The sequence below is a fragment of the Paenibacillus sp. H1-7 genome (genome assembly GCF_022354825.1).
Classification (GTDB): Bacteria; Bacillota; Bacilli; order Paenibacillales; family NBRC-103111; genus Paenibacillus_S.
Genome location: NZ_CP031168.1, coordinates 4,768,550 through 4,780,905 on the forward strand (window position 1 = coordinate 4,768,550; position 12,356 = coordinate 4,780,905).

The window sequence follows — 12,356 nt, forward strand, 5'->3', positions numbered from 1 at the left end:
GCGAAACAAATTCTTGGGCTATTTTTCTAAAGTTAGAGGGAAATTGACGCCGATCTGCCGCTCCATCTACAATAAAGTTGGATGCTGTATGAAGGGGGTTGCCCGAAATGTTTTTATATTCAAAAGAGCAGTTTTTGGAATGCGAGGAATTTCCATTCGCGATTCTGCCGTTCCTGACCATGCCGACGAGGGCTTTACAGCCTCACTATCATGATTTTATAGAGCTCGTGTATGTAGCCGAGGGGCATGGAGAGCACCTGTACAAAGGGAATTCCTATCCCCTCTCCAAGGGCGATACGTTCGTCATTGCTCCCGGAGTTGAGCACGACTATCGAGTCATCGGCAATGTCCCGCTGAAGGTGTACAATATCATGTTTATGCCGTCCTTCCTGACGTCGGAGCTGGAAGCGCTGTCAGCGGTCACTCCCTTCCTCGATTTCTTTTATGTCGAGCCGTTTCTCCGGGAAAACCTCGATTTCGATTCCCACTTGAAGCTCTCGCTTCTGGAAGGGCATGAAATGAAGCAGCGCATAGACCGGATCTTCAAAGAATACGACGAGAAAGCGCTCGGCTACCGGATCTCCATCAAAGCGCAGCTGATTGACTTGCTCATATACCTCAGCCGCTGCTACGACCAGAGAGTCGTCAAGCCGGTGTTCCATAACAATGAATCCAAAGCGATCCGCCAGCTGTGTGAATTTCTGGAGCTGCACTATGCCCAGCCGATCCAGCTGGAGCAGGTATGCCGGATGTGCGGTATGAGCCAGACGACTTTCACAAGCAAATTCAAGCAGATGGTCGGCAAAACATTCACCGAGTACCGCAACGAAGTGCGGATTCGTGCCTCGCTGAAACCGCTCCGCGAGACCGAAGAGAAAATCATCGAGATCGCCGAAAGCGTAGGCATCCGCGACGTAAGCCACTTCAATCACCTGTTCAAGCAGCACTTGCTGATGACCCCGCGAGAATACCGGATCAAGCACCGGACATAAATGGTCCCCTCGATGCCTTGGATGGTCGAGGGGACATTTTGCTTGCTCTTTATTTTTTCAGCTTCGCTTCTTCGATAGCTTTATTGCCCTTCTCTTGTGCCGTGCGGAATGCCGTATTCAGATCGATCTCTCCAAAAATAACTCTAATCACCTCGCCGTTAAGCGCATTGATGACCCGGTCGTCGTATAACGACTTCTCATGCGGAACGGCGAATTGGTTATGATATACGGCATTCTTCATATTTTTATTTTTGAAAGCCGACTCCTGTCCGAACACTTTCTTGACCTCTTCACTTTTCAGCACCGGAATATTGCCCTTCTTCGACTCGATGACGGCATGCTCATCCGATGTTACATATTTCAGCACTTCCATAGCGGCGTCCTTATTCTTGCTGGAGGAGGTGATAAAGAAATAGTTCGGGTAAGGCTGCGAGCCTATTCCGGGCTTGTCGCTGAAGGTGGGCAGAGCGGCCATATCCCAGTTCAATGTCTCGAATTCCTTCACCGCATACTGCAGTCCGAAGTTCATGACATACATTGCCAGATTCTGCTCCTTGGCAAAATCGTTTGTAGACAGCATTCCTTTCTTCTGCGCTACAAATTCTTTATAGGAAGGGTCTTGCACGATAGGATCGATAATGATTGTTTGTATGTAAGGCTTCCATATCGAGTTATCGATGGCTGCTTGCTCCGTCTTCTTGTCAATGATATTTAACGATAGAGAGTTCATCCGCATCGAGTGTGTTACGGTGGCCGCGAAGCCGGCATACTGCTTGCCGTTATCGTTCTTGGTCACTTGCTTGGAGAGAGACAGCAGTTGATCCCACGTCATCCCGTCCTTCGGGTAGGGAACGCCGAACTTATCGAATATATCCTTATTATAATAAAGGACCAGTCCCCCGCCGTTGACCGGAAGACCGTACAGACCGCCCAACTGCTTGGCCGCATCGATAAAAGTTGGCTCGAAACGGTTCAAATCGACATTATGCTTTTTGACGAGCTCGGAAATGTCGTAATGGAAATTATTTTGAACAAGGTTGCCGGGCGCTCCGCCAATTGAATCGAAAATGATATCAATCGGCTGGCCTGCCGTGATCAGCTCGGGAAGAGAACTTCCCTTTTGATTCATAATATATTGAATTTGGTAATTGGGGAATTTCTTCCTGATGTAGTCGCCCCATCGGTTGTTAAACTCCTCTTCGGTATTCCCGGCGGCTCCGTAAATGACCAGTTCTGCCTTGTCGTTGCTGCTATCCGCCTTGGGGGTATCTTGCTTTGGTTCGCGTTCACCAGCATTTGTACCGGTACCGTTACTGCAAGCGGACAAGATGACAGTCAGCGCCATCGCGCCCAGCAAGGGAAGTGTGTATCTCTTCATAACCTATGACCTCCTTAAAAATAAACGAATGAAAGGGTTTTCATTACTGGATAGGGATAGTTCGTTTTTCCATTGTATGTTAAAGAAGGAGAAAAAAATTATGCAATCTTGTGTAATAATTACCTGAATTTGCTGAGTTTTCTGATAAGCGAGTTATAGAGAAATTTATCTCTTTTCCGCTGATGCCTAATAATGCTGAGAAATGGTTACAGATCGGGGTGGGAATGATGATTCGCGGATATCGCTCTTTTCGCCGTGCAATATCTGTGGCATCCTCACATGATGGGGCATGCCCATCGGAATGGGATCAAGTTCTTGTCATTGCATTTTGATAAGAACTTGTTCCCATAAAACACAAAAGCCGCGATTTACGCGGCAATTAATGAGATATTGTTCTTGTCAGTCGACACTCTCTCTTTGGTGCTTGGTTGTAACATCCAATCCTTTTAGCCTACTATCAGGCGAAAAGCGCCGACCGCCCCCAGCAGCAGGATGATCATTTGAAACCACTTCTGAGGGATGAGCGGTACGAGTTTAATCCCTAGGTATGCCCCGGCCGCGATTGCCGGAATGACCCATACAGCGACAGAGGCGGAGCTCCAAGTGATCATGCCTAGCTGAATATAAAATGGAGTTTTAATTAGATTGACAGCTAGAAAAAACCAAGCCCCTGTCCCGACAATCTCCTGCTTCGACAATTTCTTGACCATGAGATATATCGCCATCACAACCCCTGAGACGTTACCGATCATGGTAGCAAAGCCGGCAACCGCACCCATCAGGGCAGTAAACCACACCGATCGGGGCAGACTTTCTTCCCACCTGAAGCCCCACTTGTCTCTAAACAGCTGCAGTAGAATAAGAGCACCAATGATAGTGCCAAGCAGTACCTGAAGATGACGGTCCGTCGTAAACAATAAGACCACATACCCTGCTCCAAGCCCTACCAGCACCCAAGGCGCCAGCGAGAGCATCAGCCTCCACTTGACGTCCCTGCGATAATAGGTAACTGCTATGATATCCGCCAGTATCAAGATCGGCAGCAATAAACCGACGGCATCCTTGGCCGGTAGCACCTGGCTCATAAGCATCACGTTCAAGATGTTCATTGTGGACACTCCGGTTTTCGCGAATCCTGCGCAGATACCGACCGTGATCAACAGCGCAATCATTCCGCCATTTAGCGCAAGCACTCCTGCTCCCCGCCCTTCCCGTCACCCTGTCTGCAGACGCAACGGCACCTGTGACTTACAAGCTTTTGAACTTGCGCACCTGCTCCGTAATGGCAATTTCGGTAGGCAGCCGCTCGATGCTGGAAGCGCCGAAGAAACCGGACACACCGCGGGTCCGCTTAAGCACATACCCGGCATCCTCCGGCTCGGAAATCGGCCCGCCGTGACAGATCACCAAGATATCCGGCTTTACCGATTTCCCCGCATCATGAATTCGCTGTACGAGGTCGACGGATTCATCCAGCGTAAGTGCAGTAGCAGCTCCGATGCTTCCTTTCGTTGTCAGGCCGACGTGCGCCACGAGGACGTCCGCCCCGGCTTCGGCCATCTTGATGGCCTCCTCTTCATTAAAGACATAAGGAGTTGTCAGCAGATCCAGCTCATGCGCTTTTCGTATCATTTCGACCTCGAGGTCATAGCCCATGCCGGTTTCCTCGAGATTTTGACGGAAGACACCATCCATCAATCCGACAGTTGGAAAGTTTTGGACCCCGGAGAAGCCCATAGCCTTCAATTGCATTAAATACACATCCATGATTCTGAATGGATCTGTTCCGCATACACCGGCCAGCACCGGAGTATCACGCACGATCGGCAGCACCTCGGCCCCCATATCAACCACGATTTGATTGGCATCCCCGTATGGCAGCAGACCGGCCAGAGAGCCTCTGCCTGCCATTCGGTACCTTCCCGAGTTATAAATAATAATTAAATCGACTCCGCCGGCCTCGGCGCACTTTGCCGATAAACCGGTTCCTGCACCGGCACCTACAATAAATCGCCCTTGCTCCACTTGGGAACGCAGTCGCTTCAATATGTCCTGTCTTGCAATGGCCATCGTCTAATCCCCTTCTGATCCTAATTAATTATTTGCTCAAGATCCTTTAACAGGCTGCTGCATCAATTGCAGCAGCTGGTCCGCTATGATATCGGCTACAGCCGGATGGTTGATATCGTGCTCCAGTTCTATCAGCAGGATGTCGCTTCGTAAATTTTGTTTAATGCCATCATATAAGGCTTGGCGTTGTTCCTTTCCCTCAAAAGGCTTGGAGTCCATATCCAATAATGAAACGCCTGCCTTTGGAAAAACAACGACTGTAGGCGCACTGCCTGCATTCAGCTTGGTTGCAAGAATACGCCCCAGCTCCGAGTTCTCCGAAACCGTAGTTCTCATCAAAGTCGTCGTAGGATTATGCTGATAAAATAACCGGTCCTTGAACCGATCCGGTACCGTCTCCGGAGGACCAAAATTAACCATATCAAGAGCACCCACAGATACTACCTGTGGTATTCCTGCAGCACCAGACGCTTCTAACCGATTCGGTCCTGCTGTAAAGATACCTCCGACCAGTTCGTCGGCCAGCTCGGTAGTCGTGATATCTGCGACTCCTTGAATATAGCCGGCCTTGACCAGTTCCTCCATGGCTTGACCCCCGGTTCCCGTGGCATGGAAAACAAGCAGATCAAAGCCATTCGCCTCCAGCTTCTCCCTGACGCGGGTTGCACAAGGCGTCGTTACACCGAACATCGTGATTCCAATGGTTGTCTTATTCTCGCTTTCCGCCAGCTCCTGTTCCGACTCCTGCTGCTGAATCATTCCGGCCAGCGCATAAGCCGCATTGCTCAAGATACGGCGAGACAATCGATTCATACCGGCAATATCGATTACAGAATACATCATCATAATATCCTTCACGCCTACGTAGGGTCTTGTATTCCCAGAAGCGACCGTCGAAACCAGCAGTTTGGGTACACCGATAGGCAGCGCCTGCATCGCCGAAGCCGCAACCGTCGTACCTGCTGTCCCGCCCATTCCGAAGATGCCGCCTACAAGCCCCTGAGCCTCTAGAGCGGTAACGACTTCGGCGGCTCCGCGCGTCATCACTGCAACTGCCGTCCCCCGGTCATTCAGACGGCGAAGCTCCTCAATCGAGGCTCCGCCTGCTCTAGCTACTTCGTTGGCCGTTACATCCGGCTGGAACAACAATGGTTCGCCAAGAATCCCGGTGTCCACCACATAGGTTGCTACACCACAAGCTTCCAACGTCGTTTTGACAAAAAGGTACTCCTGTCCCTTCGTATCCAGGGCTCCGATCAGAATCGCTTTTTTCCTCATATCCTCAGCTCCTTATGGCTCTGTTATTGCGAGGTCAAGCGCTCGGTCAGCTTACCGCTTGCCGCAAGCCATTCCTGATAAAGGCGCAGCATGCCTGCATCCCTTCCATCACTTCTCCGCCGCTTTCCTCATCTGCAGAGATCCAACCGTTATAACCAATATTATTTATTGCTTCGAAGATCGGCGAGAAATCTATAGCGCCTTGACCTAATACACGCCATTCCCCTTGCTCAAAATCCTTTAAATGAAAGTTATCGATGATGTGCCCGAAGCTGCGGATCACCTCCGCCACATCATGAATGCCGGACTTCACCAGATGGGCCGTATCCACGGTCAGCCCTACCGATTGATCGCGTGCTTGCTCAAAAAAGACATCCAAATCTTCCCGGTGCATGACCGGGTTATCATAGTGGTGATGAAGCGACAGCTTCACTCCATACTGCTGCTGTGATTCCAATCCGAGCTCAGACAAAATATCGGCATACCTCCGGATATCATCCGCTGTAACGGCTGCTCTGGAGAGCCCATGGCAGTAAACAATCCGCTCCGTACCGATCTTGGAGGCAAATCGGAAAATGCTGCGAAGCTGGTCAATTCCGGACGCATCCAGACGTCCGCCGGTTATGAGTGCAGAGCCGAGTCCAGACGGATTTCCCCACATTTCCTTAAATACCTCCGGCTGCTCCAAATACGCCGCATACTGTCCACCCTTTAGCTGAAGTCCATCATAGCCTGCTGCGCCATAGTTCCGAATCAGCAGTGTCTGTTCCTCGATGGAGGCTGTAGGTCTTGAAAACGCTAATTTGATTGCCATGGTTTTCCTCCCTTTCTGAAATGAACCCGAGAAAGCGTTGAACTTCCTCGGGTGACAATCTTCCTTATTCTCCGATGGTTTGACGGTCAGGAGCGGAGTAAGTAATAATCATTCGGCATGGCTCCCAGCTGGTGGTCGTCGCATTGTGAGGTACATTGCGGGGGATCCGCAGCATCATGCCCGGCTCCAAATGGTAAGTCTCATCCCCTAAAGTGTGGTCGCATTCACCGGAGAGGACAAAGATGATTTCCTCACAATTCGGATGCACGTGCCTCGGGTTGGATTGACCGGCATTAATGTACACCATGCCAAAGGTCATTTCGCTGGCAGGATCTATTTCCTGGCCGCACAGCCATTGAATCTTGCCCCAGCTTTCATTCAGTAATCGTTCCGCTTGCTGCTTTCTTAAATCGGATATGGTTGCCATTCACTCATTCTCCTTTTTTTATGTTTACTTAGCTGCTAAACGCTCTTTGTATGCGGCGTTCATCTCTTGGATAATTTTCTGGTAGTTAGGATCCTGCTTCAAATCCGCGACGAACTTATCCCAAGCATCGATACCCGCCTTACCCATAATTACCTGAATTTTTAAATCGGCAATTTTTTTGTTATAGTCGGCGCCCAGCTTGTTATTTGTTTCCGACACAAGACCGATATCGCGAATAGGTACGCTGATTTTGGATTTGGCATCGATAATTTTCTTGTTTTTCTCGAAAATTTCTTTAGGCATCCCGGGCGCATACGCATACATGTATGGGTCGTGCTTCATAAACAGCTTACCGAACGATCCTGTTCCCAGGTTATCTTTGACCGCTTGCTCATTAGTCACGAAGAAGCCGTCTTCATTCTTATAGTGGACGCCTTCGATGCCATATTGGGATAAAGTGCTGCCTTCCGCGGAGGCACCATAATCAAGCAAGGACAGAAGCTTGCGCATCTTAGCCTCGGGAACCTTCTTCGGTATGGCGAAGACTCCGATAAATCCGCTGTTCTGCTGCTGGAAGGGTCCTGCTCCCGCTTCCAAGGAAACAATCGGCTCCCAGTTCACCTTCGGATCCCGCTTCCATTGATCATAGGTCCAGCGCCACATGGCTTCGATCGTTTCCGTCGTTACGCCAACTCGGCCGGATGTTGCCAGATCAACCCACTGTTCGTTTTTCATGACTGAAAAATCGGGCGGTATCAGCTTTTCGTCGAACAGCTTTTTCCGGAATAGTATCGATTCTCTCATCTCAGGTGTAAAGGTAATATCGATAAGCCCGCCGTCCTTCTCCTTCCACTTGCTGCTGGAGCCTGTATAAATGAACTCGATCTGGTCGTGAGTCCTCATCGTATAACCGAACGTATCCTTCTTCCCGTCCGGCTCCTTCTCTTTGAACACCTTCATTACCTGATATAACTCGTCAAGCGTGGTTGGCATTTTCAATCCCAGCTTCTCCACCCAGTCTTTACGGATGAAAAATGTGGTACCTCCCTCCAAGGGACGCACAATGGGCACTACATAGTTCTTGCCGCCGATTTTTTGGTTATCCCACATGCTTTTTGGTGAATCCATAAGGTTCTTATAGTCTTTCAAATAAGGGGTCAGATCCCAGAATGCCCCTTGCTTCACCATCGTCTGAAATTGGGCTTGATTGATACTTGGTAAACGGATCATATCCGGGAGATCGCCTGAAGCCAATAGGACATTAAGCTTATCATCAAACACCGTATCCGATACCCAAGTGATGTTCAGCTTCGTATTGGTTCGTTTCTCAAATTCCTTCGTGACGGGGTTCTCCGGCGACGGCGGCTGAGCGATCGAAAAGTTACTGAAAATGTTCAGCTCCATCGGCGCTTCCGTCTTACCGTCACCCGGCCGAGGCTCACTTCCTGTACCTCCATCCGAGCATGCCGTTGCAAGCAAAGTCATTACAGACAGCGTGGCAATGAGTCCATGCTTCTTTGACCCTGTGTTCATTTCATGACCCCCTAGTTAATAATAACCGCGGTCAGCCTTTGACCGAGCCAAGCATAACGCCTTTAGCGAAATGCTTTTGTAAAAACGGATATACTGCCAGAATGGGGAGCGTCGCGATGACAACGGCAGCCATTTTAATGGTTTGCTTGGGAAGCTGATTCTCCGACACCATTTCAGCTGCAGCCGCCCCGCCTGTGGATGTTTCGGAATCGACGATCATCATCCTCAAAACCACTTGAAGAGGTGCCTTGGTGTAATCATTAATAAACAAGATGGCGTTGAAAAACGTATTCCAATAGCCGACGGCATAAAACAAGCCGAAAGCCGCCAAGGCCGGCGCTGACAGCGGGAGCACGATACGGAAAAAGGTGCTTAGATCGTTGCAGCCGTCAATCATCGCCGCATCCTCCAGCTCGGCGGGAATGCTATCAAAAAAGCTTTTCATTAATATCACATTCCACCCGCTGACCAGCACTGGAATAATCAGCGACCACACGCTGTTGATCATACCCAGATCACGGACAATTAAGTAATTGGGAATAATGCCCGGATTGAACAGAATGGTCAATAAGATCATCAGCATCATGAGTTTTCTGCCCCGCAGCCGTTTGCGGGACATGCCGAAAGCCATGGCGGAAGTAAAGATCAAGCTAAGCCCGGTTCCGACAGAAGCCAGGAATAAGTTGACCAGTGTGGCGTTTTTGAACATATCGGTATCCAATAAATACTTGTAGGCTGCGAGCGACCAGCTTTCCGGAAACAGCACAAACCCGCTTTTCTGCATATATTCTATTGGATCCGTGAACGAAACGATAAACACATAATAGAGAGGAAAGATCGTGAGTAAGCCTATGATAAGGAGCACAGCGGTATTCAAGCCGTTAAAGATCCGATCCCCCAAGCTTAGCTTCATTAGTAGACACCTTCCTCGCCCATACGTTTAGCCAATCGATTCGCCAAAATGACCAACACCAGTCCAACTACGGATTTGAATAAGCCGACTGCGGTACTATAGCTAAACTGGCCGCTCTGGATCCCATTCCGGTACACATAAGTTTCGAATACATCCGCATACTGGGATACCGCCCCGTTATTCATCAGAAACACCTGCTCGAAGCCTACATCCATAATATGACCCAGTCTTAAGATCAGCAGAACCAGGATGACACTCCGGATTCCCGGTAAGGTGACATGCCAAACCTGCAGCCACCGGTTTGCCCCATCTATCTTGGCTGCTTCGTACAGCTGTGGATCCACAGCAGTGATTGCCGCTAAAATGATGATCGTACCCCAGCCGGTTTCTTTCCAAATATTTTGAGCGACCAGCACACCCCAGAACGTATCGGTATTGGTGAGAAAGTCGTATTTGGGAAAGCCCATCCAGTTGAAAATCATATTGACGACCCCGGAAGTCTGCGACAGCAGCAGAAACGAAATCCCCACAATAATAACCCACGACAAAAAGTGCGGCAGATATACGATGGATTGAATAACCCCTTTAAACACCCGATTACTCACTTCGTTAAGCATTAAAGACAAGATGATCGGTAACGGAAAGAAGAAGACAAGGTTCAATAAGCTGATGACCATCGTATTGCGAAATAAGATAATAAAGTCCGGATTGGAGAAAAAACGAACGAAATGCTCAAGCCCGACCCATTCGCTTTTCCATATCCCCGCGTAGGGAGAATATTCCTGGAAGGCGATAACAATCCCCCACATGGGTAAATACTTAAAAATCAGGAAAAAGATAATTCCGGGAAGCACCAGCAAATACAAGTACTTATCGCGCTTGATATCCGATAAAATCGTCCGCGGTTTTCTTTTCTGATCAACATTGATAGATGATTGCAAAGCAGTAGATTGTGAGTGTGTATCCATATGCACTACCTTCCACTTTACTTATTTAGATCATGCTTGATAGCGTCATACTTGAACGCTTTGCTTCTGATTCAGGTAGACAATCCGCTGTTCATTAGCTGATACGTAAGCGGCATCGAGAACGGTAATCGTCTTCAGGTTGTCTCTCGAGCTGTTCGGTGCTTCCGTGCCGGTCTCGATGGACACAAGTAATTGGTTCAGCCCCTCATAGGTCGCCACCTCGCGAGATACATGATTTTCCCATGTCACTTCAGGTGTCTTCTCCCCCTTGCGGTATAAACTCGCGGAAGTATGTCCGGCGACAATCGTTCCGGTTTCACCGATGACGATCAGCTCGCCTCGATTGAAGGCTGAAGAAAAGCTCTGAACATAGGTCGCCACCGCACCATTCTCATATACGACTTGAACCGTCGCATCCGTCTCCCCCTTGCATTGAACGGCTGAAGAGGAACGGTTCTGGCACACGACCGATAAGGCATCACTGCCCAAAATTTTCCGGAAGCCATCAAACCAATGGATCCCCATAACCGACATGGCATGTCGTTCACAATCCAGGCGCCAGCCTGCATCCTGTCTGAAGAATAGGTTCGTAAACAAGAGCGATGTCACATTACCGATAAGTCCATCCGCAATCTTTCCTTGAAGCAGCTCAAACGGAAAGTGACGTCTGAAGTTTTGGTTGACGGAAATGGGCACGCCATGCTTCTCCGCCTTCTCTGTAATTTCCTTTGCTTCCTCAAGCGTATCGGAGAACGGTTTTTCTACAAATACCGGTAAGCCAGCCTCAATCAGAGGAAATAGAATTTGTTTGCGGATCGATGTCGGCGTGCACACCACGGCTACGTCAATCCCGCTGTTCTCGATAAAGTCCTGTACCTCTGTAAATCGCTGCGGCACTCCGTATTTATCCGCTTTGGCGTGAAGCGCTTCTTCGTTTGGATCGCAAAGCGCTGTAATTTCAATGCGCTCAGGATGTTCCTTATACCCTACGAAATGAAGTTCAGTGACGCCGCCCGCTCCGATAATTCCCACTTTGTACTTTTTCATCTTCACATTTCGCTCCTTTAGTTTCTTGGATTATGTTCACAACTAAAAAAACAAATAACGTGGTTGTAACCGCTGTCATATTTATCCTAGAAATCTCAAAAGCATCATCCCTTCCTTACACACAGAATCCTGTTCAACAATATTTCTTTAACTTAAACTAGGTGATTATTATTCAACGTTGTTGAATAAAAGTTTACATCAGCTTAACCTATTTTGCAATTCATTTTTTTTGAAAAGAACAACAAAAAAAGCGGAACAGTATCACCTGCTCCACCTCAATGTAAATGTTCTACTCATTAATAATTTAATCCCTAGCCGTTATTAGATCTAGATTGAGTAAATACAGCAATGTATTTGACCTCTTCTGTCATAGGAAACAATGCGTGCTTCTCAATGGAATCAAAATAGAGGCTGTCTCCCGGCTTCAAGCTATATTCTACATTGCCTACCTTATACTTCATCTCACCTTCTAAGATAAAAATAAACTCTTCACCGTTGTGACTATAAACGTTTTTATTGTCTTGCTCCGACTTTCGGGAAACGAATAAAAACGGCTGCATCAGCTTTTCGCTGCGTTCAACGGCAAATGTAAAAAAGGAGTAGCCCTTATCGGTTTTGACAAGCTTGGAATGGCTCATTTCCTTGGGGGTGTATATAGTGCCCGTCCGCTCCTGATCATCCAGTAATATGGATACTCTCGTTCCAAGTGCTTCAGCTATTTTCACTAACGTGGAGATGGGGGGAATCGTTTTGCCATTTTCGATTTTAGACAACAAGCTTTTTGAAAATCCGCAGGCATTAGCAATATCTAATAGACTTCTATTTTGTTCAATACGAAGCTTTTTAATTTTACTTCCAAGGTCCATCATATGCCTTTTCTCCTAGGTTAATATAATTCAACTTCGTTTATCATAACTACATCCTATTGAATAAGTC

At 48.3% G+C, this 12,356-nt stretch carries 12 protein-coding genes; 1 reads left to right on the plus strand and 11 read right to left on the minus strand.

All coding sequences use genetic code 11. The annotated features are described in order from the left end of the window. The first annotated feature begins 107 nt into the window (after positions 1-107). The gene (locus tag DVH26_RS21085; protein WP_239625031.1) at positions 108-992 is read left to right on the plus strand and encodes an AraC family transcriptional regulator; all 885 of its coding nucleotides are present in this window, start codon (positions 108-110) and stop codon (positions 990-992) included. Positions 993-1,041: 49 nt separating this feature from the next. Here DVH26_RS21085 and DVH26_RS21090 read toward each other — a convergent pair whose 3' ends face one another. The 11 genes from DVH26_RS21090 to DVH26_RS21140 form a co-directional block, all read right to left on the minus strand. Further along, positions 1,042-2,370, minus strand: a complete 1,329-nt coding sequence (locus DVH26_RS21090) for an ABC transporter substrate-binding protein (RefSeq protein WP_239625034.1) — start codon at positions 2,368-2,370, stop codon at positions 1,042-1,044. 446 nt (positions 2,371-2,816) lie between these two features. Further along, positions 2,817-3,563 (minus strand): sulfite exporter TauE/SafE family protein, encoded by a 747-nt coding sequence (locus DVH26_RS21095; protein ID WP_239625036.1) that lies wholly within the window; start codon positions 3,561-3,563, stop codon positions 2,817-2,819. Positions 3,564-3,618: 55 nt separating this feature from the next. Further along, the gene (locus tag DVH26_RS21100; protein ID WP_239625038.1) at positions 3,619-4,440 is read right to left on the minus strand and encodes a phosphoenolpyruvate hydrolase family protein; all 822 of its coding nucleotides are present in this window, start codon (positions 4,438-4,440) and stop codon (positions 3,619-3,621) included. 36 nt (positions 4,441-4,476) lie between these two features. Further along, a complete protein-coding gene (locus tag DVH26_RS21105) occupies positions 4,477-5,718 on the minus strand; it encodes a Tm-1-like ATP-binding domain-containing protein (RefSeq protein ID WP_239625040.1) in 1,242 nt (413 codons plus the stop codon). A 46-nt stretch (positions 5,719-5,764) separates the two neighbouring features. Further along, a complete protein-coding gene (locus DVH26_RS21110) occupies positions 5,765-6,532 on the minus strand; it encodes a sugar phosphate isomerase/epimerase family protein (protein ID WP_239625042.1) in 768 nt (255 codons plus the stop codon). A 64-nt stretch (positions 6,533-6,596) separates the two neighbouring features. Further along, a complete protein-coding gene (locus tag DVH26_RS21115; RefSeq protein WP_239625044.1) occupies positions 6,597-6,959 on the minus strand; it encodes a cupin domain-containing protein in 363 nt (120 codons plus the stop codon). Positions 6,960-6,983: 24 nt separating this feature from the next. After that, the gene (locus DVH26_RS21120) at positions 6,984-8,492 is read right to left on the minus strand and encodes an extracellular solute-binding protein (protein ID WP_239625046.1); all 1,509 of its coding nucleotides are present in this window, start codon (positions 8,490-8,492) and stop codon (positions 6,984-6,986) included. 31 nt (positions 8,493-8,523) lie between these two features. Then, complete coding sequence (locus tag DVH26_RS21125) at positions 8,524-9,405, minus strand: carbohydrate ABC transporter permease (RefSeq protein ID WP_239625048.1); 882 nt, start codon at positions 9,403-9,405, stop codon at positions 8,524-8,526. Next, positions 9,405-10,373 carry an ABC transporter permease gene (locus DVH26_RS21130; RefSeq protein ID WP_239625050.1) on the minus strand — a complete coding sequence of 323 codons (969 nt, stop codon included), beginning with the start codon at positions 10,371-10,373 and terminating at the stop codon, positions 9,405-9,407. The genes DVH26_RS21125 and DVH26_RS21130 overlap by 1 nt, the downstream gene beginning before the upstream one ends. Before the next feature lie 45 nt (positions 10,374-10,418). Beyond that, positions 10,419-11,420, minus strand: a complete 1,002-nt coding sequence (locus tag DVH26_RS21135) for a Gfo/Idh/MocA family protein (protein WP_239625052.1) — start codon at positions 11,418-11,420, stop codon at positions 10,419-10,421. A gap of 311 nt (positions 11,421-11,731) precedes the next feature. After that, positions 11,732-12,289 (minus strand): helix-turn-helix domain-containing protein, encoded by a 558-nt coding sequence (locus DVH26_RS21140; protein ID WP_239625053.1) that lies wholly within the window; start codon positions 12,287-12,289, stop codon positions 11,732-11,734. Positions 12,290-12,356: the final 67 nt, after the last annotated feature.

Excerpts from the sequence above, each read along its gene's own strand:
- DVH26_RS21085 (WP_239625031.1), top strand. The coding sequence starts at position 108 with ATGTTTTTATATTCAAAAGAGCAGTTTTTGGAATGCGAGGAATTTCCA.
- DVH26_RS21090 (WP_239625034.1), bottom strand. The coding sequence starts at position 2,370 with ATGAAGAGATACACACTTCCCTTGCTGGGCGCGATGGCGCTGACTGTC.
- DVH26_RS21100 (WP_239625038.1), bottom strand. The coding sequence starts at position 4,440 with ATGGCCATTGCAAGACAGGACATATTGAAGCGACTGCGTTCCCAAGTG.
- DVH26_RS21105 (WP_239625040.1), bottom strand. The coding sequence starts at position 5,718 with ATGAGGAAAAAAGCGATTCTGATCGGAGCCCTGGATACGAAGGGACAG.
- DVH26_RS21110 (WP_239625042.1), bottom strand. The coding sequence starts at position 6,532 with ATGGCAATCAAATTAGCGTTTTCAAGACCTACAGCCTCCATCGAGGAA.
- DVH26_RS21115 (WP_239625044.1), bottom strand. The coding sequence starts at position 6,959 with ATGGCAACCATATCCGATTTAAGAAAGCAGCAAGCGGAACGATTACTG.
- DVH26_RS21120 (WP_239625046.1), bottom strand. The coding sequence starts at position 8,492 with ATGAACACAGGGTCAAAGAAGCATGGACTCATTGCCACGCTGTCTGTA.
- DVH26_RS21125 (WP_239625048.1), bottom strand. The coding sequence starts at position 9,405 with ATGAAGCTAAGCTTGGGGGATCGGATCTTTAACGGCTTGAATACCGCT.
- DVH26_RS21130 (WP_239625050.1), bottom strand. The coding sequence starts at position 10,373 with ATGGATACACACTCACAATCTACTGCTTTGCAATCATCTATCAATGTT.
- DVH26_RS21135 (WP_239625052.1), bottom strand. The coding sequence starts at position 11,420 with ATGAAAAAGTACAAAGTGGGAATTATCGGAGCGGGCGGCGTCACTGAA.
- DVH26_RS21140 (WP_239625053.1), bottom strand. The coding sequence starts at position 12,289 with ATGATGGACCTTGGAAGTAAAATTAAAAAGCTTCGTATTGAACAAAAT.